Below are 26,656 nucleotides of genomic sequence, written 5' to 3'. Positions count from 1 at the left end.
GTCCATTGTGGACATGAGTGGCGTTTCGGGTTCTAACCCCCATCGCCACTCACGACCAAGGCGACCGGATCACCACCGCGGCGGCCCCGCGTCCACGATCTTCTGCGAAAGCTCCAGCGGATCGTGATGCATCAGCGATTCCATCCACCACGTCATCCCGGCCTGTCCCAGCGCGGGCAGGTCGACCTTGATCGGCTCCTCCCACGCGGGGCTCGCGTTCCCCGCGACGGCGACGTCGAAGGGGCGGCCCGGTTCCAGCCCGGCCAGATTGAGCGCGCGGTGGGTCTCGGCGATCTCCTCGGCTGTCGGCGTGTGGTCCTCCGGGTTCGGGAAGATCCCGTCGCACAACGCCGCTCGCCGGACGACGCGCGGATTGTCGGTCGAGCTCGCCACCCAGATCGGGATCGGGAACGGCTCGGGCGGGGATTCGGCCAGCGCGACCTGATAGTGCGCGCCGTCGTGGTCGAACCGTCTGCCGGACCAGATCGCGCGGATGACGTCGAGGCCTTCGTCGAACATCGCCGATCGGGTCAGCAGGTCGGTCTGCTCACCGAATCGGCTGAAGTCACCGGATTCGTCCGAACCGAGCCCGGTGCCGAGGATGAGCCGCCCGCCGGAGAGCCTGCTGACCGTCGACGCGTGCCGCGCGACCACCCAGGGGCGGCGCCGGGCGGGCGGCGTGATCATCGGCCCGAACAGCAGTCCGCTGGTCGCGTGCGCGATCGCGCCGAGCGTGGTCCACGGATCCGCGATGGGCATGGTGTCCGCGACCACGTGATCCCACAGGAAGAAGCCGTCCCAGCCCGCCGCCTCCGCGCGTACGGCGAGGTCGACGAGCACCGCCGGCTCACCGAACGGGCCGAAAGGCGGCAGATAGACGGCATGGCGGACCGTGCTGCCGGTCAAGTCGATCATCTCCCCAACGTCATCGTCGAAGTCCCCGGACGGCCGCTTGTTTACGCCGTTCACTCACGTTAACGTCCGGATGATGGCGGACACCGGTGAACGTTCGACGAAGTGGCCGGAGCATCGGGGAAGGTTACGCCGGGCGGTGGCCTTGGCGGTCGCCGTCTCACTATGCGCGACACTTTCGGCTGTGAACGCGTCCGCATCGCAGGATGACGACTGGTCCCGTGACTTCTACTGGGGTGTCGCGTCGTCGGGTTACCAGTCCGAAGGCAGTGCCCCGGACAGCAATTGGAAGCGGTTCGTGGACCGCTCCGCGGGCAAGGATGGCGTTGACGAGTACCGGGACTCCGTGGATTTCCGGCACCGCTACGCCGACGACATCCGCCTGGCCGCCGGGCTCGGCGTCAACACCTATCGCTTCGGCATCGAGTGGGCTCGCGTCGAGCCCTCGCCCGGCCGGTGGGACGAGGGCGAGCTGGCCTTCTACGACGACGTGCTCCGGCAGGTCCGCGCCGCGGGCATGACGCCGATGATCACGCTCAACCATTGGGTCTACCCGGGCTGGGCGCTGGACCAGGGCGGCTGGGCCGAGACCCGGACAGCGGACGCGTGGCTGCAGTTCAGCCGGAAGATCGTCCAGCGCTACGCCGGGCAGGACGTCCTCTGGGTGACATTCAACGAACCGCTGATCTTCCTCAAGAACGAGCAGAAGGTCGGCGCGCTGAGCCCGACGCGGTACTTCGCGGCGCAGTCCAACGTCGTCCAGGCGCACCGGCGGGCCTACGACCTCATCCACGAGATCGATCCGGCCTCGAAGGTCACCAGCAACCAGGCCTACATCACCGGGGTCAACGGGATGGCCGACTGGTTCTTCCTCGACCAGGTCAAGGACAAGCTCGACTTCATCGGCATCGACTACTACTACGGCCTCAGCATCGACAACTGGACGGTGTTCGCCGCCGCGAGCGACAAGTTCTGGGACGTGAAGCTCCAGCCGGAAGGCATCTACTACGCGCTGCGCAGCTATCACAACCGGTTCCCGCGCCTGCCGCTCTACATCGTCGAGAACGGCATGGCGACCGACAACGGCCGGCTTCGCGACGCGGACTACACCCGCGGCGACCACGTGCGCGACACCGTGTACTGGCTCCAGCGGGCGAAGGCCGACGGGATGAACCTCATCGGCTACAACTACTGGAGCCTCACCGACAACTACGAATGGGGCAGCTACCGTGCCCGGTTCGGACTGTACACAGTGGACGCGCTCACCGATCCCGCGCTGACCCGGCGACCCACGGACGCCGTTCCCGCGTACCAGGCTCTGGTGACGGCGGGTGGCGTTCCGCAGGGCTACCGGCTCGAACGCGGACCCGGGACTTGTTCTCTCGTGGACGGGCTGAGCAGTTGCCTCAACCCGGCGAAGGTGGACGGGCCACTTGCGCCCTTGAAGTGACCGTCCACATCAGACGGCCACCGGTTCGGACGCGAGTTCGAGGCGCCTGCCCACGAACGTCCGCCGCAGCCGCCGGTCGTGGGTGACGACCACGAGCGCGCCGGAGTAGTCCGCGAGCGCCTGTTCCATCTCCTCCACCAGATCGGGGGCGAGATGGTTGGTCGGCTCGTCGAGCAGGAGGAGGTCGGTCCTGGCCGTCACCAGCTTGGCCAGTTCCAGCCTGCGGCGCTGCCCGACGGACAGCTCCCGGACCGGTTTGCGCAGATCCGGCGCCCGGAACAGGCCCAGTGACAGCAACCTCTCGGCCGCCTCCTCCTCGTCACCGTCGCCGGCGAAGACCGCGAGGGCGGTCCGGGCGTCACCACCGAGCCCGCCGTTCTGGTGCAGGAACCCGATCCGGCCCGCCCGCTCCGCCGACCCCGCCGACGGCGCCAGTTCACCGGCGAGCACCCGCATGAGGGTGGTCTTGCCCGCCCCGTTGGGACCGGTCACGAGCACCCGCTCCCCCGGCAGCACGCAGAGCGACGTCCGCGGCAGACGACCGTCCACCGACACACCGTCCGCCTTGACCACGTACCGATCGGCCTCCACCTCCCCCGCGTCGATCCGCCCGGTGAACCGGAGCGGCCGCGGCGGCGGCGGAACCGGGTCGGCCTCGAGCCGCTGGATCCGCTCCCGGGCCGACCGGATGCGGCTCATCGCGCCGTGCGCCCGGGAACGGGCCCGGAACGCACCGGCCCCGCTGAAGGCGGCCGGCGCCTTGCGCGGGATCGCCGAGAACCGGTCGATGTTGACGTCCGCCAGCCGTTCTTGACGGGCCATCTCCAGCTTCCAGACCTCGTACTCCCGGACCCACCGGGCCCGCGCGGCCGCTTTCGCCGCGAGGTAACCCGGGTAGCCGTCGCCGTGCCGGTGCACGGTCCGGCGATCGGCGTCGACCTCGAGGATCGTGGTGGTGACCCGGCTGAGGAACATGCGGTCGTGGGTGATCGCGACGAGCCTGCCTCGATGCCCGCGGAGGTGGTTCTCCAGCCAGGCGACGGCTTCGTCGTCGAGATCGTTGGTCGGCTCGTCCAGCAACAGCAGTTCGGGAGACGCGGCCAACGTCGCGGCGAGCGCCAGCCGGGACCGCTGCCCGCCGGACAGGCTGCCCAGCGCTCGACCGCGGTCGAGACCAGGCTGCCCGAGCCCGTGCAAGGCGACCTCCACCCTGGCATCGGCCTCGTAGCCGCCACGGGCTTCGTACGCCGCGGTCAGGTCGCCGTAGACTTCCAGGTCTTCGGCGGTCTCGAGCGACTTCTCGGCCGCCCGCAAGCGGGATTCCAGCTCCCGGATATCGGCCAGCGCGAGATCGATCGCCTCCCCGACCGTGGCGGTGCCGGGCAGCTCCAACGTCTGCGGGAGGTAGCCGACGCCTCCGGGCGCGGTGACGGTCACCGTGCCGTTGTCCGCCCGGTCGTGGCCGGCGATCAGCTTGAGCAAGGTGGATTTGCCCGAACCGTTGTCCCCGATGACCCCGGCCTTTTCGCCCGGTTTGACGGTGAAGCCGACCTGGTCGAGCACGACATGGTCGTCGAAACGTTTGGTGACACCGGAGAGCACGAGTTGTGTTCCGGAATTTCGATGCGGGGTACGCATAGGGGCGTCCTCCTGGATTCTCGGAAGTAAGAAGAGCACGCGGAAGGACGCGGCCCGGCGGAGCGAAGGCTCTACGCCAGGGCCGCGTCGAAGACGAGAATCACAGGTAGAAGAAGAACCCCATGGGGTAGACGGTAGCCGGGGAATGCGGACGGGCAAAACGAATTAAAAGTTGTGTACGGGTTCACAGAGTGGTCTGTGTCCCCATACCGCGACAAGGACGCCCCGGTGACCGAGAATCGACACCGGAGGTTTTCGCGGTCTGAGGGAATGGGGTTCCTCGTGCACGGGTCCAGTGGTCCGATCGCCCGGTTCCGGCGACGGCTCTTCCCCGGTCACAACTCGCTCGCCCGCGGCTCCGACCGCTTCGAAGCCCTCATCCTCAAACTCGTCATCCTCGCCGCGCTCCTCGCCATCCCCGTCGCGGCCGCCGTCGGCTCCGCCAACCACGGCAGGCAGGTGACCGCGGCCGCCGCCGAAGCGGCCGGACGTCAGGCCACCACCGCGTATCTGCTGAAGGCCGCGCCGGTCCGCATCGTCGACAGCGAAAGCGTCGGGACCGAAGATTCCACCACCGAGGCGACCTGGACCGACTCGCGCGGTGGTCGCCACACCGGCGGGGTCCTCGCGACGCCGGGCAGCCCCGCCGGATCGCCCGTGCCGATCTGGACCGACGCCCGCGGCGACCTCACCGCCGCCCCGAGAAGCGCGTCCACGGCCGTGTTCGATTCGGTGCTCGTCGGCCTCTGGCTCTGGTTCGCGGTGGTCGCCGCGCTCGTCCTGCTCCACCGGGTCGTCCGGCTGGTGCTGGACCGGCACCGCGCGGCGGCCTGGGAACGCGCTTGGGCGGTCTACCCGCGTTCGGGTTCCTGGCCCTGATTCCGGCGGCGAGGGCAAAGAGCCTCGGTTAGGGTGCCCTCCATGCGCATCATGATCTCGGCGGACATGGAGGGCGCCACCGGCGTCACCTGGACCGAGGACGTCATCCCCGGAACGGAACAATGGCAGCGATTCCGGCGCCTGTTCACCGGCGACGTCAACGCCACCATCGCCGGCCTGTTCGACGCCGGTGCCACCGACGTGCTGGTCAACGAGGCGCACTCGTCCCAGCGGAACCTCCTGCTCGAAGACCTCGACGGCCGGGCGCGGATGCTCACCGGCAGGCACAAGCCGCTCTCGATGATGCAGGGGATCGACACCGGCGTGGACGGCGTCGTCTTCCTCGGCTACCACGCCGGTGCCGGTTTCGACGGCGTCCTGTCCCATACGTACCTGGAGAATCAGATCACCGGCGTATGGCTCGACGACGTCCCCGCCAGCGAGGGCAGGCTCAACGCGGCGATGGCCGCCGAGTACGGCGTCCCGGTGCTGGTCGTCTCCGGCGACGACAAGGCCTGCGACGACGCCCAGGACTACGCGCCCGAGGCCGAGCTGGTCACGGTGAAGGAGTGCATCAGCCGCTACGCCGCGATCTGCCTCCCTCCCGCGAGGACCGCCGAGCTGCTGTCCTCGGCCGCGGCGGACGCGATGAACCGGGCGGGCCGGGTCGAACGGTTCACCACTCCCCACCGGATCGAGGTGGAGTTCGACGCGAGCCACCTCGCGCAGGCGACGGCGGTGATCCCGACGGTGGAACAGATCGGCGTGCGGCGAGTCGGTTTCGACGCGCCGGACATGACCGAAGCGATGAAGGCGTTCAAGATCGTCACAGCGATCGCGGCCGGGGCGGTGCAGGGTATCTATGGCTGAGATGGAAACGCAGGGCGAGCTTCCCGGCCAAGTTGCCGACACGGAACCCGCCCGGCCGCAGGCCCCGCTATCGCGGCGGCAGGGCGCCCTCGGCGAAGACGCGGCAGGCGGCGAAAAGGTGCGCCCTGGCGACGTGATCGCGGATGAGGGTTCCCGAAACAACACTGAGATGGATGTCGTCGAAGTTTGTTCGCGGTTGATCCGGTTCGACACCACGAACCGGGGTAACGGGGATTCCGAGGGCGAGCGCGAGGCGGCCGAGTACGTCGCGTCGCTGCTGTCCGGGCTCGGGATCGGCGCGAAGATCATCGAGTCCGCGCACCGGCGCGCGAATGTGATAGCGCGTGTCCCGGGCACCGACCCGGGCCTGCCCGCGCTGCTGGTGCAGGGACATCTCGACGTCGTCCCCGCCGACGCCGCCGACTGGTCGGTGGACCCGTTCTCCGGCGAGGTCCGCGACGGGTTCCTCTGGGGGCGCGGCGCGGTCGACATGAAGGACTTCATCGCGATGGTCCTCGCCGCCCTCGCCACCGGTTTCCGGCCGCGACGGGACATCGTGCTGGCGTTCGTGGCCGACGAGGAGGACAAGGGCGAGTACGGCGCGCACTGGCTCGCCGCGGAGCACCGGCACCTGTTCGACGGCTGCGCGGCCGCGATCAGCGAGTCGGGGGCCTACAGCTACCACGTCCCCGCGGCCGACGGCCGGGCCGTGCGGCTCTATCCGGTGGCGACGGCCGAACGCGGCACCGCGCATCTGCGGCTGACCGCCAAGGGCCGCGCGGGGCACGGATCGCGCCCCAACGACGAAAACGCCGTCACCCGGCTGGTCACCGCGCTCGGCAAGATCGCCGCGCACCGCTGGCCGATCCAGCTGACCCCGACGGTCCAGGCGTTCCTGGAGCGCACCGGCGAAGCGCTCGGCGTCCCGGTCGATCTGTCCGATGTGGACGGGACGATCGCGCGGCTCGGGCCCGCCGGAGCGCTGGTGGTGCCGACGGTCCGCAACAGCACGACACCGACCATGCTCGACGCGGGCTACAAGGTGAACGTGATCCCGAGTTCGGCCGAGGCCCAGGTGGACGTCCGTGTCCTCCCCGGTGCCGAGACGGAGCTGTTCGCCGAGATCGACGCGATGCTGGGCGAAGGCGTCACCCGCGAGTTCGTCGCGCACCAGCCGCCGGTCCAGGCTCCGGTGGATTCGCCGTGGTTCGACGCGATGGCGGACGCGCTGCGTTCGGAGGATCCCGAAGCCGTGGTGGTCCCCTACTGCATGGGCGGTGGGACGGACGCGAAGGCGTTCAGCCCGCTCGGGATCGACTGCTACGGGTTCGCGCCGCTGTGGCTGCCGGAAGGCTTCCCCTATCGCGCGATGGCGCACGGTGTCGACGAACGCGTCCCCGTCGAGGGGCTGCGGTTCGGCACGCGGGTCCTGCGGCATTTCCTGGAGAACTGCTGACCGCCTCGTGAGTGGTGTCGGGTTATTGAGGGGTGAAGGACCCCTTCGCTGGCTTCAAGGTCGAAAGGTGCCTTCGCGGCGTGGTTCTGGACTGGCCTAGGGGCCCAGCCGTTCCCGAGTGTCCACAAGGGACACTTCCCGGCAGCTTAATGTCCGATTGATGGCTAGATGTGCAGTTTGCGAGGAGGTCGTGAGTGGCAAAGAGGGTTAGAACCCTCTTTGCCACTCACGACCCCTGTTACAAAGCGTGCATATGGGCGCCAAAAGGACAATTGTCCGCCTGAAAGTATCCCATGTGGACAGTCGGGGCGCGGCCGGTCCAGATCCCCGACGCCGAAGGCTTCCTTCGCTGCATCGGACGCGGCGAAGGGAGCCTTCGGTCCAGCATGGCCCGCCCGAGAACCCGCATTGCCACTCAAGTGGCCCGACGCCGGCACCCGACTCGCTTCATCCGAATTTCATGAAGGCCGCTTAGCGTCGGCGGGGTGACACCTCTGACTTCGCGCGCTCGGGCGGGCGTGCTCCTGATCGGCCTCGGCACGGTCCTTTCGGCGTGCCGAGGCGGGCTCTCGGTACCGCGTTCCGATTCCGCGCCCGAGACGTCCACGTCGTACTCGGCTCCCTCGGTCGAGACCCGGACCCTGACCGTGACGCCCCCGGCGCCGACTTCGTCTTCCGCGCCAAGCCTCGAACCCGCCGCGATCGACCGGGTGTTCCAGGTCTACATGAACGGCCTGGCCAACCACGACATGACCGCGTTGCGCAGCGGCACGTGCCCGCGCCTGCGCGAGACGCTGCTCGGGTTCGAACTCCACGGGCACTACGTCGAGCGCTGGCAGATGCTGCCGTACTCCGTCCCGCCGGGACAGGAGTTCGTGACGGTCCAGGCCACTGTCACCCAGCGGAACGCGCGCACTGGCAGACTCGCGGGGGACGTGGTCTACTCCTGGAACGTCGAGCGGAACGAGGACACGAACTACTACGTGTGCGGCTGGCTCGACTACCGGTGATCCTCGCGTCCAGGATGGACGGTCGTCCCACCGCGGGATGAAGCCGGATCAGACCGCCACGGGAACGACCGTGGCGGTCATCCGGCGGCGGACGGCGTTGCCGAGCAACAGCTGGCCGACGGCCGCGGCCAGGCACAAGGCCAGGCAGACCGTCCACAGCACCGGCGCGCCCAGCACCAGCAGCTGGGTTCCGCCGAGCGGGGCGACGAACGCGGCGAGGCCCGCCGCCGTGCCGTAAGCGCCGTTGTAGCGGCCACGCAGATGAGGTGGGGCCAGTTCGGCCACGATCGCGACGCCCACCGACTGGATCACGATCTCTCCGAGCGTCCAGAACACCGCGCACGCCGCGTACACCAGTGTCGTCGACGCGAAGGCCGTGGCACCGAAACCCAAGCCCGTCAACAGGATCCCGCACGCGAGCACCCGCGAGGGATCCCAACGGCCCAGCCGGTGACCCACCAGCGGCTGCACGACCACGATGACGACCCCGTTGACGGCCATCACCAGGCCGTACCCCGCCGGCGAAAGGCCGTCCTCTCTCATCGCCAGCGGGAGGGTGGCCAAGCTCTGCAGGAACACGAACGCGACCGCCAGCGAGACCAGCATCAACCCGACCATGACCCGGTCGCGCAGGACGACGGTGAAGCCACCCCGCTCCCGGGTCGGGCCGCCACCTCGCGTCTCCGGTACCGCCTTCCACACCAACAGGGCGAACAGCACGCACGTCGCCGCGTCCACCCAGAACAACGTCGTGAAGCCGGCGCGGGCCATCGTGCCGCCCAGAACCATCGCGATCGAGAAGCCGAGGTTGATCGCCCACAGCAGCAGCCCGAAAGCCCGCGTGCGGTCGGCGCCCGGCACCAGATCCGCCACGATCGACTGGGTCGCCGGGCGGAACACGTCGAGCGCCAGCCCGAGCAGCAGCGCGGCGACCGCGATCAGTTCGAGGCGCTCGACGTACCCCAGCACGAGCATGATCGCGCCGGTCGCGAGCATGCCGCCGGTCAGCGTCGCCCGCCGTCCGATGCGGTCGGCCAGCACGCCGCCGATCAGCTGCGAGAACACCTGCCCGATCCCGAGCAGTGCCAGCACGGTACCCGCCGTCGCCACCGAAAGGCCGCGGTCGCTGGTCAGGTACAGCGCCAGGAACGGCAGCACCATCGTGCCGAGCCGGTTGACGAGCGTGCCCGTCCACAGCACCCAGAACGTTTTGGGCAGCCCGCCGAGCCGAGTCCGCAGGAACCCTTGTGCCGTCATGATTCCAGCTCGTAACAGCCCACACCGTCGAGGTACCGCAGCGTGCCGAGGTCGCGCAGGACGTATTCCTCGATCTCGTGCATGAACGTGACGACCACCGGGAACGTCGTGTCGTCGACTGTGCGGCGCAACGGCTTCCCCGGCCGGGTCAGCACGAACATCTCGTGGAAGCTCTCCAGCCGCTCGATCTCCTCGAGCACCGTGTACCGGCGGAGCGTGCCTTCGACCGGCGAGAGCAGCGCGGACCAGGCGTAGTGCCGCTGGATCCGGTAGTCCTCACCCCAGCGCTCGCGGAACCTCTCCGGCCGGAGCACCGCGTCGGCCATCCAGTCCAGCTGGGACTCGCCGATCGCGAGCCGTGCCAGATGCGGCAGGTCGCCGCCCGAAAGCCGGGAACCCACCTCGATCAGCCGCGGTCCCTGTGGGGTCAGCTTGATCTCGACGTGCGCGGCCCCGTGCCGGATGCCCACCGCGTCGAGCACGGCGAACGCGTACTCCACCAGTTCGTCGTGGCCCGGCGCGCGACGCGGCACGATCTGGCAGGCGCCGAGCAGATCGGACACCCCGTTGACGGCGAACCGCGAACTCTTCCAGATGTCGCACACCTGGTGCAGTCCGTCCATGCTCACCGTGTTGACCATGTACTCGCTGCCGGCGAGATACTCCTGCGCCACGACGAAGTCGTTGTCCTCGGAGAACACGTTCTGGCGGCTGGTGATCGCGCGCAAGGCCTCGACCGACCGCTCCGGGGTGTCGCAGAAGGCCACCCCGTCGCCACCGGCGCTGCGGTTCGGCTTGACCACGATCCGGCCGCCGATTTCCCGGTGCCAGGCGGCGAGTTCCGCCTCATCGGCGGTCAGGAGTTGTCTCGCGCCATTGAGGCCCGCCGCGTCGACGGCCTCCCCCATCGCGAACTTGTCCCGCCGGGCCAAGGACAGGGCGGTGCCGTTCGACGGCACCCCCAGTGCCTCGCTGAGCACATCGGTGAACGCGACCGCGTATTCGCCGCCGGCCACGACCGCGACCGGCTCGTGCACGGACAGCGCGTCCAGCGTCTTCGTGAGATCGCCGTCGTGGACGATGTTCTCGCGGTAGTTGCTCATGGTCGGCGAGGACGTCCGGTACTGCCCGGGCGCGTCGGGCGCGCTCTGCACCCGCACACATTCCGCGCCCAAGGCCAGAAACGTCGGCGCGATGTGCCGGGCGGTCTGCGGCAGCCCGTGATCGGCCGTTTCGTAGGTGTCCACGAGTACGACACAGGGCTTCGACGGCAAGGTTCACCTCTCAACAGGTGGGAACGGACACCGACGGTCCCATCCACCGTGATCAAACGGCATCTTCCCGCTTGCGCTCCCGTGCCCGCCGTCTTCCATAGAGCGGTCCACGGCACGGCAGGAGAGGAAATCGCCTTTTGGAAGATGCGACGGTTTCCGCAACCTGTCCCGCCGCGCACCGAGAAGTGAAGTGAGGTCAGATGACGTCGACAGTCAACACGGAACCGTGGGAGAGAAATGCTGTAAAGCACGCCGACGAGCGGTTGAACGGAACCCGGGATCCACAGTGGTGGTACACCGGGATCCGCCCGGAACCCGGCCGCTGCCCCGGTGTGGCCGAATCCGGCGAGATCAGGGCGCTGCCGTTGCCCGACCTGTCCGTCTGCAGCCGCGAAGAGGTGCTGGACTACTTCGACAACGCCTGGACACTGCATGAGGTGATGTTCGCCGGACTGAAGGGCGCGGAGGCCTTCTACCGTCCGCCGGACCACAACCTGCGGCACCCGATGATCTTCTACTACGGCCACACGACTTCGCTGTACGTCAACAAGCTGCGGGTTTCCGGGCTGCTGGACGCGCCGATCGACGCCTATCTCGAGCACATCCTGGAAATGGGTGTCGACGAGAACTCGTGGGACGACATGTCGAAGAACGAGATGGTGTGGCCGTCGGTTTCGGAGGTGAAGGACTACCGGGCCGAGGTGTACCGGACGGTCGTCGGCATCATCGAGACCACGCCGTTCGCCCCTGACCTCGGGCGGCCGGTGACGATGAACGACCAGGCGTGGGCCCTGCTGCTGTCCATCGAGCACGATCGCATCCACCTCGAGACCAGTTCGGTGCTGGTCCGCGAGATGCGGTCGCGCCTGGTCGAACGGCCCGCCGCGTGGCCGTCGCCGTCACCGCTGCGCCGCACCACCGAGACCGGCAAACCCGAGCCGGGTTCCGTTCCTGCCAACGGCACCGTCACCGTGCCCGGGCGCACGGCCCAGCTCGGCAAGCCGCTGTCCTTCCCGTCTTACGGCTGGGACAGCGCGTACGGCTCACGCCGCCAGGAGCTGCCGGACTTCGAAGCGGCCCGCTGTCTCGTGAGCAACGGCGAGTTCCACGGATTCGTCGCCGACGGCGGTTACCGGCGGCCGGAGTTGTGGTCGGCGGAGGGCGAGGCTTGGCGCCGCTTCCGCAACACCAAGTGGCCGCGGTTCTGGATACCGACCGGCCCGACCGGGCTGCACGCGTTCCGGTTGCGCACGCTGTTCGACGAGATCGACATGCCGTGGGACTGGCCGGTGGTGGTGAATTACCACGAGGCCAAGGCATTCGCCGCCTGGCGGTCCGAAAAGGAGGGCCGGGACTACCGGCTGCCGACCGAAGCGGAGTACTTCCTGTTGCGCGACCTGCCGGAACGTCCCGGCGTCGCGGACGACGTGGTCATGCGGCTCGACGGCGCGCAGTTGCGTGAGGCAGGCGTCAACCTCGGCCTGGCTTGGGGTTCGGAAGGTCCTGTCGACCACTCACCGACGACCTCGCAGGGCTTGCACGACGCCGGCGGCAACCTGTGGACGTGGAGCGAAGACACCTTCAACCCACTCGAAGGCTTCACCCCGCATCCTTACTACGAGGACTTCTCGGTACCCAGTTACGGAGGGCAGCATCAGCTGATCCTCGGCGGGGCCTACATCAGCACCGGCGAACTCGGCAGCATCTGGGCGCGGCATTTCTACCGCCCGCATTTCCTGCAGCAGGCGGGGATCCGGCTGGTCGTGGCACCGGAATCCACTGTGGACAGTGAGGCGCGCGCGGAGCTCGACCGGGTGCTGCTCGGCCAGTACGGCACCGCCGAACAGGCCTTCGGCCGGGCCGGGCACCCCCTGGCCGCGACCGCGGCCTATCCCGACCGGCTGACCGCGAGGTTCACCGAAGCCGCTGCCGCGGCCGGCGTCGAGCTACGCCGGGTCGCGGATCTCGCCACCGCGGCGGGCGGGCTGGCGTTCTCGCTGGCCCGGCATCCGGTCGAGGTGGTCGGCCTGGACGACCGGCCGTCGTTCATCACCGCGGCCGACCGGCTCGCCGAAGGCACGGATGTCGGCTACCGGGTCCCGGGACGCGGGGAGCTGCACGCGCGGCGGCCGTCGCTCTCGGCGGGCGGCAGTGTCTCGTTCGTCCTCGCCGAGACCGCTCGTCCGCCCGCCGCTCTCGGCACTTTCGACGGCGCGGTCGTGGCGGACGCCTTCGACCGGCTCGGCGGCGCGGCGGGCTACCTGCGACCGCTCGTCGGTTCGGCGAACCTGCTGCGTGCCGGAGGGCTGCTGCTCGTGGCGCTCCCGCGGGCGTCGGCCGCCGAGCTCGCGAACGTCCTCGGCGAGGCGTTCGAGCTGCTGTCGGAGGACACGGAGCCGAGCCTGACCAGGGTCGACGGCCGCCGGTACGAGATCACCGATCTGGAGGTCTCGATCTGGCGTAAGCGCTGACCCCGCCACAGGGCCGCATCAGGTGCTCCCGCATCTGGTGCGGCCCGACCCTCGCCGCCAAGCCGGCATGAGCTCAGCCTTGCAAAGCGGTGGACAGCGCGCCGAAAGCGGCATTCAGCCGCTCACAGTGCGCGGTGACCACGGCGGCGAGGTCGTCTCCGGCGAGACGGCGCCGCACCGTCGCCACGGCGACGGTGCGGTACGCCGCGACGATCAGCGCGGCGACCAGCTCGCTGTCGCCCGAGAACCGGGCGTCGTTCTCGAGCTCGTCGGCCAGCTCCGCCTCGATCTCGTGCTCGAACTCGCGCAGCCGTGCGATGAGCGCCCGCGAACCGGCGACGGTGCGCGCGAGCGGATCGCCCCCCTCGGCCAGTCCTGAGAGCGGATGTTGTTCCTCCGCGAGGGCGAGAGCCGTCCGGCGGAAGGCTTCGACGACACCCACGCCGTCCGGCCGCTCGCGGATCGCGGCCCTGGCGATGCCGACGGCGTCGGGCAGCCTGTCGAGCGCGAGATCCTCTTTGCGATCGAAGTGCGCGAACACCGTCACCTTCGAGACACCGGCCGCGGCGGCGACCTCGGCGACGGTGACGTCGTCGAAGTCGCGCTCCAGGAACAGCTCTGTCGCGACGGCGGCGATATGCGCCCGCGTCTTCGCCCCGCCCCTGTCTCCTCGCTTCGCCATGTGACAACCGTACCTTTACTCGTTAAGCTTACCAAGTAAACTTATCGAGTAAGCCTTGGAGAGCTGTCATGCGGAACGATGTGATCGTCGTCGGAGCGGGGCCCACCGGTCTCTTCCTCGCGAGCGAGCTGACCTTGCGGGGAGTGCGGGTGACCGTGCTGGAGCGGCTCGAAGAGCCCGATCAGACGATCAAGTCCGGTTCGATCAACGTCGCCAGTGCGGAAATCCTCGACCGGCGCGGGCTGCTTCCCGCCGCGGAAGAGGTGCAGCGCGGTCGCCTCGCCGCCTCCGGCGCCTTCACCACCGGACGGATGAACCGGACCGTGCGCGCGCTCGAGGACGCGGCCAACGAGAAATCCCGCCGGTTCGCGGTCATCGGCCATTTCGCGGGGCTCATGTTCCGGCACGACCTCGTCGACCAGGACGATCCGGTGCTGGCCGCGCACACCGCCGTGGCCAACGGCATCTGGGTGCCGCAGCACGATCTCGAACTGCTTCTCGGGGCACATTGCGCCCGGCTCGGCGTCGAAATCCGCCGCGGCGTCGAGGTGCGGGGGCTGCGTGGCACGGGCACGGACCTGGACGACGATGCCGACGTCGTCGTCGAGACCAGTGCCGGTGACTTCACGGCCGGATGGGTCGTGGCGGCCGACGGCGGCCGGAGCGTCATCCGCAGGACGCTCGGCGTCGATTTCGTGGGCACCGATCCGGAACTCGTCGGGTATCAGGCGATCGCCGATTTCGACGACCCGGGCGAGTTGCGCCGCGGCTGGAATTGGACCCCTCGCGGCATCTACACCTACGGCCCGGTGCCCGGACGCATCCTCGTCGCGCGGTTCGCGCCGCAGCCGGAGGATCGCGACGCGCCCGTGACCGTCGAGGAACTGCAGAGCGCGGTGCGGGAGGTCAGCGGGGTCCCCGTGACGATCACCGGTTTGCACGGCCGGGCGACCCGATGGTCGGACAACGCTCGTCAGGCACAGACCTACCGTCGCGGCCGGGTGTTCCTCGCGGGCGACGCCGCCCACGTGCATTCCCCGTTCAGCGCGCAGGGTCTCAACCTCGGCCTCGGCGACGCGGTGAACCTCGGCTGGAAACTCGCCGCGACCATTCTGGGCACGGCTCCGGCGGGGCTACTCGACACCTACCACTCCGAGCGGCATCCGATCGGCGCGTGGGTGCTGGACTGGACGAGGGCGCAGGTCGCCCTCATGCGTGGCGACGAACGCACCGCACGGCTGCGGAAGGTGATCGACGACGACCTGTTCACCGTTCCGGGCGCGACGAACCACATGATCGCGCTGTCCTCCGGGATCCTGCAGCGGTACGACGTCGCAGAGGACGGCGAGCACCCGGTCGGCTCCATCACCGGGGACGCCGAGCTGAGCACCGGAGGCCGTCTCGCCGACCACGCCCACGACGGCCGGTTCGTTCTCGTCGACCGGTCCGCCGAGAGCCGGTACGCCGAAGCGGTCCGCGGCCTGGAACACCTGGTCGCCTACGTGGCGGATCCCGATGCTTGGCAGCCGAGCCTGTTCGTGCGTCCGGACGGGATCATCGCGTGGGCGGACAACGTCTCCGACGACAACGCGAGGAAGCTGCTCGACACCGCGATCGAGCGCTGGGCCGGCGTCTGACCACCCGTGGTTCCCGAGGGCGGCGGAGCCTCGCTCCATCGCCCTCGTCCGGCCGGATCAGCAACGTCACACCGCCATGATCACCCTGTCGGGCAGGGTGTCCGTAGAATCCGGTGACGATGCGACGTTTCCGGTGGTGGTGGGGTGCTCTCGCGCTCACGTTCGTGGTGGTTCTCGTCGGGTTCATTGCCTTTACCGGGTCGGAAAGCCGCCCGGGGCAGCCGTCCCCGCGCCAAGGCCCGCCGGGAACGGGGCCGCTGACGGTCGTCTCCATCGGCGACAGCACCGTTTCCGGTGAAGGCGCGGGCAACTACACGCCGACGACCAACGGGCAGGGCGGCAACTGGTGCCACCGCTCCCCCAACGCCTTCGTCGAGCAGATCAAGATCCCCGACGTCACCGCGCGGGTGAACCTCGCGTGTTCGGGGGCGCCTTCCGAGCAGATCGCCCTCGGCGAGGCCAAGCAGTGGACCGAGCCGTCACAGGCTCAGCAGCTCGCGCAGCTGATCAAGGACCACCGGGTCGCCGCGGTGGTGATCGCGGTCGGCGCGAACGACGAGCCGAAGTTCTCCGCTCAGGTCAGCGAATGCTTCAAGGCGTGGTTCTCTCCGCAGAGCCCGCCGTGCAGCGAGGCGCTTCGCGCCACCTGGAAGTCCAAAGTGGACGCCATGGTGCCGAAGGTGACCAACGCCGTCGCGGACGTCAAGAAGGTACTGGCGCAGGCAGGTTACGTCCCGGCGGACTACCAGCTCGTGCTGATGTCGTACGCCTCGCCCGTCGGCCCGCAGATCCCGGAGGCACTGCGCAGCCTCAACGGTTGCCCGTTCCGCACCGAGGATCTGGAGTGGATGCGCCGCGACGGCGTTTCCGTCCTCTCCGACGGGCTCAAGCAGGCGTCGAGGGCGACCAGTTCACGATTCCTCGACCTTTCCCGGGCCGGCGCCGGGCGCGAGGCGTGCAGCAGCGACCCGGCGAACGAGTGGTTCAGCAGGCTGACACTGCAGCTGCGCGACCTCGGCCAGGTCGACCGCGCGAGCCATGCCTTGCAGGAGTCGTTCCACCCCAACGCGAACGGGCACGCACAGCTCGCGAACTGCCTCAACGAGTTCCTCGCCGCCCGCGGCGGGAACGCGTCGTGTCTCTCGGGGGCCGACGGCAAGCTGCACGCGGCCCCCGAGGTCATCGCCCGCTAGCTGCACTGCTCCTCGGCGCTCGGTCGGGTATCAGCGGCGGGTCTCGATCGACAGGTCGCCGCTGTTGAACGCGCGGCCCCTGTCGCTGGCGAGCAGGTCGTGTGGGTAGCCGAGTTCGATCGTGCTGGCCTGGTCGAGGCGGGCCAGCTGGGCGGCGGTGAAGTCGACCTCCAGCGCCCCGAGGTTGTCCTCCAGCTGCGCGGGGGTGCGCGCGCCGACGATCGGTGCCGTCACGCCCGGGTTCTGCAGGGTCCAGGCCAGTCCGACCTGGCCGGGTGGGCGGCCCATCTCCGTGGCGACCTCCTTCAGGATGTCCGCGATCGCGAGGTTGCGTTCGGTGACGTCGCCGTTGGCGATGTTGAAGCCCTTGCGGGTGCCGTCGGCGTCGACCTTCGCCGCGTTCAGGTCGTCACGGCCGTACTTGCCGGCGAGCACCCCGCCTGCCAGCGGTGAATACGGGATCACTCCCAGCCCCAGCTCGCGTGCCATGGGGATCAGGTCCCGTTCCGCGGTGCGCTGGATCAGGTTGTATTCGACCTGCAGCGCGACCAGCGGCGACCAGCCGCGCAGGTCGGCGATCGCCTGCATACGCGACACCTGCCAGGCCGGGACGTTGGACATCGCCACGTACAGGACCTTGCCCTGGCGGACCAGGTCGTCCAGGCCGCGCAGGACCTCTTCGACCGACGTCGTGAAATCCCACACGTGCAGGTAGAGCAGATCGAGGTAGTCCGTGTTCAGCCGTCGCAGACTGGTTTCCACCGACGCGAACAAGGTCTTGCGGTGACTGCCCCCGGAATTCGGATCGCCCGGTCGGCTCAGCGTCGAGTATTTCGTTGCCAGCACCAGGCTCTCGCGGTTCTCACGGGTGAATTCGCCCAGCAGTCGCTCCGAACTGCCGTTGGTGTAGGTGTTCGCGGTGTCGATGAAGTTGCCGCCGCGCTCGACGTAGAGGTCGAACAGCTTGCGCGCGTCGTCCTGCCCGGCGCCCCAGCCCCACTCGGTGCCGAAGGTCGCCGCGCCCAGCGCCAGCGGGGATACCCGCAGCCCGGACCGGCCCAGCAGCCGGTACGTGTCGAGGGTGAGCGACATCGTGTCCTCCTGTGCTCGTGATCGGTTGTCGAAAGCGAGTCTGCGACCACCGCGAGCCGGGGATAAGGGAAAGAACTTCCTGGGAACGCCGGTCCTACCCTGCTGTAGATTCGAAGATCATGACCCGCACCGTGGACACGACACAGGAACTCGCCGCGTTCCTGCGGACCCGGCGCGAGCGCCTGGACCCGGACGCTTTCGGCCTGCCGCGACGCCGGTCCAGGCGGACCCCGGGGTTACGCCGGGAGGAGGTCGCGGAACTGGCCGGCGTCAGCATCGACTACATCGTCCGGCTGGAACAGGCTCGCGGGCTGCGGCCCTCGGCGGACGTAGTGGAGGCGCTGGCGGGCGCCTTGCGCCTGGCCCCTGACGAACGCGCCTACCTTTTCGACCTGGCCCAGCAGCGCCCCCGCACCGCCGACAAGCTCGCCACCACCGCGGCGGCGCCCCTGGCACGGCTGGTCGCCGACCTGTCGCCGCTGCCCGCCATGCTGCTGAACCACCGCTACGACATCCTGGCCTGGAACGGTGAGATCGCGCGGCTGCTCCTGGATTTCGACACCCTGCCACCGCCACAGCGCAATTCGATGTGGCTGTGCCTGATGCATCCGGGAACGCGTGAGTTCTACGCCGACCGCGAACGGGTCGTGCGGGAGGCCGTCGCCCACCTGCGCGCCGCGTGGGCCGCGCATCCGGAGGATCGGGCGCTGACCGACCTCATCGCCGAATTCACCACGGGCGACGAGGAATTCGCGCACTGCTGGGCCGAGCGGGACGTCAAGGTCAAGGGCCGCGGACGCAAGGTGCTGCGGCATCCTGACGTCGGCACGATCGCGGTGGATTTCGAAACGCTCACGCCACTTCAGGACACGGACCAGCTGCTGGTGATCTACCGCGCCGCGGACGAGGAGAGCCAGTCGGCGCTGGACCGGTTGAGCCCACGGTGATCCGGCACTAGAGATCCAGTGCCGCGCGCAAAGCGATGTCGATGCGCTCCTGGACCTCCTGGTCGATCTCCGCGATCTTCTCGTCGAACCACGGCCTGTACAGGCGCGTGAGGTTCAGCGTGGAGACCCAGTAGCGCGCGTCGACGGCGACCCCGAGGATGTCCTGCGGGTCGCGGTCGAGCAGTTCGGTGCCGAGCAGCCACGGCCGCTCGGATTCGTTCACCCCGTCCGAGGACAGCAGCACGACGGTGCGCTGCCGTGCCGGTTCGGTCGGGGGGTGGTACGTCCAGACTTCACCCCTGTGCACGCAGATCCTTCTCCGCGGCTGTCAGCTCGGCCTCGTCCGATTCGGCGGACGGTGCGACCGGAGCTCGCTGCGGGGTGTATCCGGTGCGGACGGCTTCCCTGCGGGCTGCCTTGGACAACCACGACGAGACCGAGATCCCGTGCGCTTTGGCCGCCCGCTCGGCGAACTCGAGCGCACCACTGTCGAGTGAGAGTGTGACCTTACGTGTTGCCATACCTTTTATCGTACCAGCGCCGCGCAAGCCCACCCGGTCAGTGAGAAAGACCTGATGAGAGCGTCGGCGAGCGTCCCTCGAACGGAGTCGACAGCACCACCGTGGTCCGGGTCGAGACCTTGGCGGACTCGCGGATGCGGCGGAGCAGGTCCTCCAGGCCGAGCGGCGAAGCCACCCGGACCAGGAGGATGTACGACTCGTCCCCGGCGACCGAGTAGCACGACTCGATCTCCTTGATGTGCTCGAGACGCTGCGGATAGTCGTCCGGCGCGGCCGGATCGTTCGGCGTCAGCGAGATCAGCGCGGTGAGCGGGAGGCCGATCTGCTCGCCGTCGAGCCGCGCGGTGTACCCGAGGATCACGCCGCGCTGCTCCAGCCGCCGCACCCGCTGGTGCACCGCCGACACCGAGAGTCCGACCCGCTCGGCGAGGTCGGTGAAACTGCGCCGCCCGTCCGCGGCCAGTTCGCCGACGATGGCCTGGTCCAGCGGCTCCAGGGAACCGGTCATGCGTCGAGCACGATCAGGTCGTGCGGCCGCTGGTTGACCGACTCGACACCGTCCTCGGTGACCACGACGATGTCCTCGATGCGGGCGCCCCAGCGGCCCGGCTGGTAGATGCCGGGCTCGACGCTGAAGGCCATGCCCGGCTCGAGCGGCAGCGCGTTGCCCTTGATGATGTAGGGCTCCTCGTGCACGTCGAGGCCGATACCGTGACCGGTGCGGTGGATGAAGAACTCGCCGTAGCCCGCGCCGTCGATGATGTCGCGCGCGGCGGCGTCGATCTGCTCGGCGGTCACGCCGGGGCGGACGGCCTCGACCGCGGCGCGCTGGGCCCGCTGCAGGACGGCGTACGTCTCGGCGACGTCCGCGTCACGCGGCTCGCCGACCGCGTACGTACGCGTGGAGTCGGAGTTGTAGCCCTCGGCGATCGGGCCGCCGATGTCGACCACGACGACGTCGCCGCGCTCGATGACCCGCTCGGAGACGTCGTGGTGCGGGCTGGCGCCGTTCGGGCCCGAGCCGACGATCACGAAGTCGGCGTGGGTGTGGCCCTCTTCGACGATCGCGGCGGTGATGTCCGCGCCGACCTCGGCCTCGGTACGGCCCGGCCGCAGCCACTCGTGGACCCGCGCGTGGACGCGGTCGATGGCGGCGCCCGCGTCGCGCAGCGCCTGGATCTCGGCCGCGTCCTTGCGCATCCGCAGCTCGCGCACGATCGGCCCGGCCAGCGTCTGGTCGGCGTCGCCGAGTGCGCCGCGGAAGGCGAGCACGTGCAGTGCCGGGGTGAAGTCGCTGACCGCGACCCGGCCGGGCTTGCCCAGCCTGTCGGCGACCAGTTCGTAGGCGTTGTCCCCGTCGACCCAGGTGACGACCTCGATGCCGAGTTCGTCCGCGGGGACGTCGGCGTAGCCGGGAGCTTCCAGCTTCGGCAGCACCAGCGCCGGGACGCCGTCGGCCGGGATCACCAGCGTGGTCAGCCGTTCGAAGGAGCCCCCGGCCTGGCCGATCAGGTAGCGCAGGTCCGAGCCGGGCGCGATCAGCAGGGCGTCGGTGTCCGCGGCGGCCGCGGCGGCACGGGCCCTGTCGAGGCGGGCGCGGAGGCTGGCGGTGTCGGGGGCGGGGTTGTGAAGGGAACGGCGCGACATGACGCCGAGCCTAGTCGGTCCGCACCCCTTGGTTCACCAGCCGGTCACCCCCGATCGGGGCGGGATCGTCGAGCCCGCGCCAAACCCGGAAGATCGCCGGGAAGGTTCCGGCGATCAGGTACAGGCCGCCGAACACGGCGAGCGCGCCGACGAGCCCCACGCCGTCCAGCAGCAGCCCGGCCGCCATCGAGCCGAGCGGCATCGCGGCGAGCACTCCGCCGACGAGAAGGCTGAGCACGCGGCCCCGGACGCCCTCCGGAACTCGTTCGTAGACCACCGGGAGCAGAATCGGGTTGAGCGCGCCCGCCCCGATTCCGGCGATCGCCAGCCCCGCGAGCAGCACGACCGGCGCCGGTTCCAGCACGAGCAGGGCGAACCTCGGCGCGCCTTCGATGGCGACGGCGACCAGAATCGCCGAGCGGCGCGAGAACCGGTGCCCGATCCAGCCGTAGAGCGCCGAACCGACCAGTGCGCCCGCCGCGACGGCGGTGATCATCGCGCCGATGAGCGCGGTGCTGTGCAGGACTTGGTCGCCGTACGCCGGGTACAGGACGCCGAGCAGGCCGAAGTCGAGGCTGTTGGTGAGCATCAGCATGCCGACGATCGCGCGCAGGACGGCATCGCGTTTGGCGTACCCGAGCCCTTCGCGCAGTTCCTTGAGGTAGCCGCCCGACGGCGGTCTCGGCGGACCGGCCGCGGCGGGGATCAGGGCAAACACCAGCGCGGCGGACAGCAGGAGCGCACCGGCGTCGACGAACAGCACCGGGATGGGCCCGATCAGCGCGATCAACCCACCGGCGGCGGGCCCGCCGACCATCCGGCCGGTGCGCATCGCCGCTTCGACGGCGCTCGCGGCGCGGCTCGTGCGGATACCGCCCGCTTCGGCGACTCCTGCGAGCAGCACCTGTTTCGCAGTGTCGGCAGGACCGCGGGACACACCCATCACGAACGACAGCGCGATCAGACCCGGCAGGCCGAGTCCCGTGGTGTTCATGGCGAGCGGGATCAGCAGCACCGTGACGGTGGTCAGCAGGTCGGCGCCGACACTGGCCCGGCGCGTGCCGACCCGGTCGACGATCGGCCCGCCCAGCAACGCGGCCACCATCAGGCCCAGCACCTCGGCCGCGGTGACGAGACCGGTCTTGGTGCCGCTGCCCGTGCTCTGCAGAACGAACCAGGGAATCGCGAGCAGGGTCATCATCACCCCGGCCGAGGAGATCCCCGAAGCCACGACCAGGGCTCCCAGTGGCAGCCTGCTCATGGGTGTTCCGGCCGCGATCGTCTGGGGAAGGCCGCCCAGTGCACGCGGACCTGGGTGTCGCCGTCCTTCTCCGGACGGCGATAGCGGCCGATCACCTCGATGATCTCGTCGCTCAGGGCAGCAGTTTCGTCGGGCGTCAGCGACAGCGGCGAGTCGTGGAAGTTGACCTTGTCGATCCATTCGTCGGCCCAGTCCCGCACCTCGGCGACGAACTGCGCTTCGGCGGCGTAGCGCCGCTCGATCATCGTGTGGGCGTACGCGTTGAAGGGGCCGGCGAGGTCCGGATCGTCGATGAAGTCCGCGGCCTGCATCTGATCGCCTTCGTGCACGGCCTTCCACCACCGGTCACGCCTGCTGCCGCGTTCGGCGTCGTCCGTGATCAAGCCGCATTCGGCCAGTTGCCGCAGATGCCAGCTCGTGGTCCCGGAACTCTCCCCCACCCGCTTCGCCAGTCCCGACGCCGTGGCCGGGCCGTCCTCTCGCAACAGTTCCAGAATCCTGACGCGCAGCGGATGCGACAACGCCCGCAGAAGACGGCCGTCGATCCGCGCGAGATACCTCTCGCTCTTCCCCATGGCTCGCAGCCTATAACCGCAGAGAACTCTTTGCAAAGAGTTCTCTGCGGTTGGCTCTCCACCACAAGCCGATTCTGGAGTTTGACCTCAACCTAAGTTCAGGTTTTACGGTCTTGGCATGACAACGAACTCGCCCTATCAGCTCGCCGTCGTAATCAGCAGCGTCCGCGAAGGCCGCTTCGCTCCCGTGGTCGCGAACTGGTTCCTCGATCGCGCCAAACAGCGCGACGACCTGGCCCTGACCGTCATCGACCTCGCCGAAAACCCCCACGACCTCTCCTCTTGTGTCGCCACCGCGGACGCCGTCGTCGTGATCGTCCCCGAGTACAACCACAGCTATCCCGGCCCGTTCAAGAGCGCGCTCGACGCCACCGGCCCCGAATGGCATGGAAAGCCGGTCGGCTTCGTCTCCTACGGCGGGATCTCCGGCGGCCTGCGCGCGGTCGAGCACCTGCGCCCGGTCTTCGCCGAACTCCACGCCATGACGATCCGGGAAACCGTGAGCTTCCCCTACGCCTGGAACAACTTCGGGCCCGACGGCGGGCACCTGGACGCCGACGGAGCCGACCTCGCGGCGACCACGCTGCTGAACCAGCTGAACTGGTGGGCCACCGCGCTGCGGACCGCGCGCCAGGCCCGGCCCTACGCCGCCTGACCGGCGTCCGTGGAGGACCCGGCTGGGGGTCGGGTCCTTCACGGACATTCGGGCCGGAACATGGCAGGCTGTCCGCGTGACCGGACCTCTCGCCCTCCTTGATTCCGCGAGCCTCTACTTCCGCTCGTTCTACGCACTGCCCGAGTCGATGACCGCCCCTGACGGGACGCCGGTCAACGCCGTGCGCGGGTTCACCGATACCGTCGCGCGGATCCTCGTCGACCGGCGGCCCTCCCGGCTCGTGGCCTGCCTGGACGCGGACTGGCGGCCGAAGTTCCGCACCGATCTACTGCCGAGCTACAAGGCGCACCGCGTGGCCGAAGAGGTCCCGGAAGGCGGCGACGTCGAAGAAGTCCCGGACACGCTCACGCCGCAGGTTCCGATCATCCTGGAACTGCTGGAGGCCTTCGGGCTCGCGACGGCCGAAGCGGCCGGGTACGAGGCCGACGACGTCATCGGCGCGCTCGCGATCCGCGAAAAGAAGTCGCCGGTCGAGGTCATCACCGGCGACCGCGACCTGTTCCAGCTGGTGCGCCACGAGCCGACGCCCACGGTGGTCATCTACGTCGGCAAGGGCTGGAACAAGGCCGAGATCCTCGGCCCGGACGAACTCGCCGAGAAGTACGGCATCCCGGCCGCGAACGCCGGCCCCGGTTACGCCGACATGGCCGCGCTGCGGGGAGACCCGTCGGACGGGCTGCCCGGCGTGGCCGGGATCGGCGAGAAGACCGCGGCGAAGCTGATCACCCAGTTCGGTTCCCTGCAGGAGCTGATCGAGGCGTCCAACGCGGGCGATTCGCGCGTGCCGCTCAAGACGCGGCTGCGCCTGACCGACGCCGCCGACTACCTCGCGGTCGCGCCGACCGTCGTCCGGGTCGCGGCCGACGCGCCGGTCGAGCAGTCCCGCCCGGACACCGTCCCGACCGAGCCCGCCGACCCGGACAAGGTCGCGGAACTGGCGGAGCGCTGGAACCTCGGCCGTTCGGTGGAGCGTCTGCTGGCCGCGCTCCCCAAGCCGTGAGCAACACCGAGACCGACCCCGCCGAGCTGCTGTGCCGGGACCGGCCGGGCGAGGGTGTCACCGTGCTGACCCCGCGTGAGGTGCCGCTCGGCGGGCCGCGTGCGATCCGGGTCCGCCGGACCTTGCCGCAGCGGCAGCGGTCCCTGATCGGCGCGTGGTGTTTCGCCGACCACTACGGGCCGCAGGACGTGTCGGAGTCCGGCGGGATGGACGTCGCGCCGCATCCGCACACCGGGTTGCAGACCGCGAGCTGGTTGTTCAGCGGCGAGATCGAGCACCGCGACAGCATCGGCACGCGGGCCACGGTCCGGCCGGGCGAACTCAACCTGATGACCGCCGGGCACGGCATCGCGCATTCCGAGGTATCCACAGTGTCCACAGTGTCCACATCGGACACCGCGACGCTGCACGGAGTGCAGCTGTGGATCGCACTGCCGGACGAACACCGCGACACCGCGCGGGACTTCCGGCACTACGCGCCACCGCTGCTCGGGCTGCCCGGTGCCACCGCGCGGGTCTTCCTCGGCAGCCTCGCCGGAACCACGTCACCGGTTCCGGCGTTCACTCCCCTGCTGGGTGCGGAACTCACCATCGAGCCCGGCGCGACCCTGTCCCTCGACGTCGATCCCGCCTTCGAACACGGTGTCCTGCAGGACGTCGGCTCGGTCACCGTCGCCGGAACCGCGCTGGACACCGGGGAACTCGCCTACCTCGCACCGGGCACGGAACGGCTGGAGCTGGCGAACCACGGCGACGTACCGGCCAGGGTGCTCCTCCTCGGCGGGACCCCGTTCACCGAGGAACTCGTCATGTGGTGGAACTTCGTGGGCCGCAGCCACGAGGAGATCGCCGAGTACCGGGAGGCCTGGCAGGCGCAGGCGGATCGCTACGGCCGCGTCGAGGGCTATCAGGGCGCCACGGCGTGGTTGCCCGCACCCGCGTTGCCGCAGGTGCGGATCAAACCGCGTCGCAATCCGGCTTAGAAGAAGGTCCCGCACCAAGGGGCACGGGCGGTGTGGAACAGCGCGTCGGCACGGACGGCCGCCGCCTCGTCCAGCACCTCGACGCGGCCGGACAGTGCCAGGTCGGTGAAGAGGCCGTGGCCGAGGTACAGCGACGACAGGGTGCTGACGTCCAGCCGCAGCTCCGCCTCCGCGGTGGTGCGTTCCACACCGTCCGGGCCGACGACGTAGCGGCCGTTGTTGTCCGGAAGCTGCTTGTCGAACACTTCCAGGACCACGGGTTCGGCGGTGCCGTAGGTGCGCGCCCGCAGCGCCGCGAGCACGTCGACCAGCCGCACCCACAGGTCGTCGATGACCTCGGTGGTGTTCACCGCACGCGGGTCGGTGAGGAGTTCGGCGATGGGCTCGTCCATCGGGCGGCCTCGTCCGGCGACGGCCGAGACCAGGTCGATCGACAGCAGGAAGCGCCACAGCCCGGCCCAGGCCCGCGGTGTCGCGGCTTGGAGTGCGCGAACCTCGATGATCGCCCCGCGTTCCGGCGCCTGCCGGTCTCGCGCGTCGATGGTCTGGTAGGCGACGAAACCGTCGTCCCCGTCCGGTCCACTGTGGATGGCGACGCGGTAGCCGTCGTTCCCGGTGACGAGCCGGTCGAAGAAGCCCGGCCACCACTGCGCCGGCCGGGAGGCGAACCCGGGATCCGTTCCCTGGAACCGGTTGTACAGCACGGGAACCCGCTCGACGGCTTCGGCCGGGGTGACGAACCTGACCAGGCCCTCCCGCCCGACGCCGTCGCGGACCTGGGCGCGGGGACGTTCGACGTACACGCCTTTGCAGAAGGTGGCGGCGCCGTAACCGAAACGGCCGTAGATCACGCCTTCCGAGGCGTGCAACGCGGCCAGCGGGACGCCGCGCGCGGCGAGGTCTTCCAGCTGTACGGCCATCATCGTGGTGAGGATCCCGCGGCGCGTCCAGTCGGCGCGGACGCCGACACCGTCGACAGCCGCGGTGGTGAGCTTCTGTCCACCTGGGACGGTGAGTTCGATCTCGAAGGAACTGGTGATCCCCACCGGGGTGCCGTCGTCGTCGAACGCGGCGAACTTCCCCGCGGCGGGCCAGCTCGGGGCCATCTTGGCCCAGGCTTCGTCCGAGATCGGCTTGGCGTGCAAGGCCTCTTCGAGAACTTGGAGGCAGGCCCGCTGTTCGCCCTCGGCCACGGCACGCACATGGAATTCGCTCATGACCGGAG

General features: G+C 69.4%; 25 protein-coding genes. 12 read left to right on the top strand and 13 right to left on the bottom strand.

Going from position 1 to position 26,656, the window contains the following annotated elements:
• Window positions 1–69: 69 nt before the first annotated feature.
• Window positions 70–915 carry an LLM class flavin-dependent oxidoreductase gene (locus tag ACLJPX_RS05035; RefSeq protein WP_101607720.1) on the bottom strand — a complete coding sequence of 282 codons (846 nt, stop codon included), beginning with the start codon at window positions 913–915 and terminating at the stop codon, window positions 70–72.
• 181 nt (window positions 916–1,096) lie between these two features.
• On the opposite strand from ACLJPX_RS05035, the gene ACLJPX_RS05030 reads away from it, so the two are divergent.
• Window positions 1,097–2,362, top strand: a complete 1,266-nt coding sequence (locus ACLJPX_RS05030) for a family 1 glycosylhydrolase (protein WP_410598931.1) — start codon at window positions 1,097–1,099, stop codon at window positions 2,360–2,362.
• Between the two features lie 9 nt (window positions 2,363–2,371).
• On the opposite strand, the gene abc-f is transcribed toward ACLJPX_RS05030, so the two are convergent.
• On the bottom strand, window positions 2,372–4,000 hold the full coding sequence (gene abc-f, locus ACLJPX_RS05025) for a ribosomal protection-like ABC-F family protein (RefSeq protein ID WP_410598930.1): 1,629 nt from the start codon (window positions 3,998–4,000) through the stop codon (window positions 2,372–2,374).
• A gap of 282 nt (window positions 4,001–4,282) precedes the next feature.
• Here abc-f and ACLJPX_RS05020 point away from each other — a divergent pair, with 282 nt between their 5' ends.
• The 4 genes from ACLJPX_RS05020 (at window position 4,283) to ACLJPX_RS05005 (ending at window position 8,215) form a co-directional block, all read left to right on the top strand.
• Entirely contained in the window at window positions 4,283–4,879 is a 597-nt protein-coding gene (locus tag ACLJPX_RS05020) for a hypothetical protein (RefSeq protein WP_410598929.1), read from the top strand.
• Window positions 4,880–4,921: 42 nt separating this feature from the next.
• A complete protein-coding gene (locus tag ACLJPX_RS05015) occupies window positions 4,922–5,749 on the top strand; it encodes a M55 family metallopeptidase (protein ID WP_410598928.1) in 828 nt (275 codons plus the stop codon).
• A complete protein-coding gene (locus ACLJPX_RS05010; protein WP_410598927.1) occupies window positions 5,742–7,205 on the top strand; it encodes a M20/M25/M40 family metallo-hydrolase in 1,464 nt (487 codons plus the stop codon). Before ACLJPX_RS05015 ends, ACLJPX_RS05010 begins: the two co-directional genes overlap by 8 nt.
• Window positions 7,206–7,690: 485 nt before the next feature.
• A complete protein-coding gene (locus tag ACLJPX_RS05005) occupies window positions 7,691–8,215 on the top strand; it encodes a hypothetical protein (RefSeq protein ID WP_410598926.1) in 525 nt (174 codons plus the stop codon).
• Window positions 8,216–8,263: 48 nt separating this feature from the next.
• Here the strand turns inward: ACLJPX_RS05005 and ACLJPX_RS05000 are convergent, their stop codons facing one another.
• Complete coding sequence (locus ACLJPX_RS05000) at window positions 8,264–9,472, bottom strand: MDR family MFS transporter (RefSeq protein ID WP_410598925.1); 1,209 nt, start codon at window positions 9,470–9,472, stop codon at window positions 8,264–8,266.
• Window positions 9,469–10,746 carry an ATP-grasp domain-containing protein gene (locus ACLJPX_RS04995; RefSeq protein WP_410598924.1) on the bottom strand — a complete coding sequence of 426 codons (1,278 nt, stop codon included), beginning with the start codon at window positions 10,744–10,746 and terminating at the stop codon, window positions 9,469–9,471. The genes ACLJPX_RS05000 and ACLJPX_RS04995 overlap by 4 nt, the downstream gene beginning before the upstream one ends.
• Before the next feature lie 200 nt (window positions 10,747–10,946).
• Here ACLJPX_RS04995 and ovoA point away from each other — a divergent pair, with 200 nt between their 5' ends.
• Window positions 10,947–13,217: a 5-histidylcysteine sulfoxide synthase gene (gene ovoA, locus ACLJPX_RS04990; RefSeq protein ID WP_410598923.1), complete on the top strand. Its 2,271-nt coding sequence runs from the start codon at window positions 10,947–10,949 to the stop codon at window positions 13,215–13,217.
• Between the two features lie 73 nt (window positions 13,218–13,290).
• On the opposite strand, the gene ACLJPX_RS04985 is transcribed toward ovoA, so the two are convergent.
• Window positions 13,291–13,899 (bottom strand): TetR family transcriptional regulator, encoded by a 609-nt coding sequence (locus ACLJPX_RS04985; protein WP_101607715.1) that lies wholly within the window; start codon window positions 13,897–13,899, stop codon window positions 13,291–13,293.
• A gap of 68 nt (window positions 13,900–13,967) precedes the next feature.
• Between ACLJPX_RS04985 and ACLJPX_RS04980 the strand changes: the two genes are divergently transcribed.
• Both ACLJPX_RS04980 and ACLJPX_RS04975 read left to right on the top strand, forming a co-directional pair.
• A complete protein-coding gene (locus ACLJPX_RS04980; protein WP_410598922.1) occupies window positions 13,968–15,536 on the top strand; it encodes an FAD-dependent oxidoreductase in 1,569 nt (522 codons plus the stop codon).
• 119 nt (window positions 15,537–15,655) lie between these two features.
• Window positions 15,656–16,729: a GDSL-type esterase/lipase family protein gene (locus ACLJPX_RS04975; RefSeq protein ID WP_410598921.1), complete on the top strand. Its 1,074-nt coding sequence runs from the start codon at window positions 15,656–15,658 to the stop codon at window positions 16,727–16,729.
• 30 nt (window positions 16,730–16,759) lie between these two features.
• On the opposite strand, the gene ACLJPX_RS04970 is transcribed toward ACLJPX_RS04975, so the two are convergent.
• On the bottom strand, window positions 16,760–17,821 hold the full coding sequence (locus ACLJPX_RS04970; RefSeq protein WP_410598920.1) for an aldo/keto reductase: 1,062 nt from the start codon (window positions 17,819–17,821) through the stop codon (window positions 16,760–16,762).
• Window positions 17,822–17,937: 116 nt separating this feature from the next.
• Here ACLJPX_RS04970 and ACLJPX_RS04965 point away from each other — a divergent pair, with 116 nt between their 5' ends.
• Window positions 17,938–18,768 (top strand): helix-turn-helix transcriptional regulator, encoded by an 831-nt coding sequence (locus tag ACLJPX_RS04965; protein WP_410599092.1) that lies wholly within the window; start codon window positions 17,938–17,940, stop codon window positions 18,766–18,768.
• A 7-nt stretch (window positions 18,769–18,775) separates the two neighbouring features.
• On the opposite strand, the gene ACLJPX_RS04960 is transcribed toward ACLJPX_RS04965, so the two are convergent.
• The 6 genes from ACLJPX_RS04960 to ACLJPX_RS04935 are packed head-to-tail and all read right to left on the bottom strand — an operon-like array spanning window position 18,776 to window position 22,772.
• Window positions 18,776–19,075 carry a hypothetical protein gene (locus tag ACLJPX_RS04960; protein WP_005150941.1) on the bottom strand — a complete coding sequence of 100 codons (300 nt, stop codon included), beginning with the start codon at window positions 19,073–19,075 and terminating at the stop codon, window positions 18,776–18,778.
• A complete protein-coding gene (locus ACLJPX_RS04955; RefSeq protein ID WP_076166772.1) occupies window positions 19,062–19,289 on the bottom strand; it encodes a hypothetical protein in 228 nt (75 codons plus the stop codon). The genes ACLJPX_RS04960 and ACLJPX_RS04955 overlap by 14 nt, the downstream gene beginning before the upstream one ends.
• A 37-nt stretch (window positions 19,290–19,326) precedes the next feature.
• A complete protein-coding gene (locus tag ACLJPX_RS04950; protein WP_101607711.1) occupies window positions 19,327–19,797 on the bottom strand; it encodes an Lrp/AsnC family transcriptional regulator in 471 nt (156 codons plus the stop codon).
• Window positions 19,794–20,936: a M24 family metallopeptidase gene (locus ACLJPX_RS04945; RefSeq protein WP_101607710.1), complete on the bottom strand. Its 1,143-nt coding sequence runs from the start codon at window positions 20,934–20,936 to the stop codon at window positions 19,794–19,796. The genes ACLJPX_RS04950 and ACLJPX_RS04945 overlap by 4 nt, the downstream gene beginning before the upstream one ends.
• 10 nt (window positions 20,937–20,946) lie before the next feature.
• Window positions 20,947–22,197, bottom strand: coding sequence for an MFS transporter (locus ACLJPX_RS04940; protein WP_410598919.1), 1,251 nt, complete (start codon window positions 22,195–22,197; stop codon window positions 20,947–20,949).
• Window positions 22,194–22,772: an ArsR/SmtB family transcription factor gene (locus ACLJPX_RS04935; RefSeq protein WP_410598918.1), complete on the bottom strand. Its 579-nt coding sequence runs from the start codon at window positions 22,770–22,772 to the stop codon at window positions 22,194–22,196. The genes ACLJPX_RS04940 and ACLJPX_RS04935 overlap by 4 nt, the downstream gene beginning before the upstream one ends.
• 118 nt (window positions 22,773–22,890) lie before the next feature.
• Between ACLJPX_RS04935 and ACLJPX_RS04930 the strand changes: the two genes are divergently transcribed.
• The 3 genes from ACLJPX_RS04930 (at window position 22,891) to ACLJPX_RS04920 (ending at window position 25,431) form a co-directional block, all read left to right on the top strand.
• The gene (locus tag ACLJPX_RS04930; protein ID WP_410598917.1) at window positions 22,891–23,427 is read left to right on the top strand and encodes an NADPH-dependent FMN reductase; all 537 of its coding nucleotides are present in this window, start codon (window positions 22,891–22,893) and stop codon (window positions 23,425–23,427) included.
• Window positions 23,428–23,503: 76 nt separating this feature from the next.
• Window positions 23,504–24,448 (top strand): 5'-3' exonuclease H3TH domain-containing protein, encoded by a 945-nt coding sequence (locus ACLJPX_RS04925; protein ID WP_410598916.1) that lies wholly within the window; start codon window positions 23,504–23,506, stop codon window positions 24,446–24,448.
• Entirely contained in the window at window positions 24,445–25,431 is a 987-nt protein-coding gene (locus ACLJPX_RS04920) for a pirin family protein (RefSeq protein WP_410598915.1), read from the top strand. The genes ACLJPX_RS04925 and ACLJPX_RS04920 overlap by 4 nt, the downstream gene beginning before the upstream one ends.
• On the opposite strand, the gene ACLJPX_RS04915 is transcribed toward ACLJPX_RS04920, so the two are convergent.
• Window positions 25,428–26,648 (bottom strand): GNAT family N-acetyltransferase, encoded by a 1,221-nt coding sequence (locus ACLJPX_RS04915; protein WP_410598914.1) that lies wholly within the window; start codon window positions 26,646–26,648, stop codon window positions 25,428–25,430. The two genes, ACLJPX_RS04920 and ACLJPX_RS04915, sit on opposite strands and share 4 nt — an antisense overlap.
• Window positions 26,649–26,656 lie beyond the last annotated feature (8 nt).

The sequence above is a fragment of the Amycolatopsis sp. lyj-90 genome (assembly GCF_046549035.1).
Classification (GTDB): Bacteria; Actinomycetota; Actinomycetes; order Mycobacteriales; family Pseudonocardiaceae; genus Amycolatopsis.
Note: the sequence above shows the minus strand (reverse complement) of the source record. Positions and strands in the feature narration are given on the sequence as shown.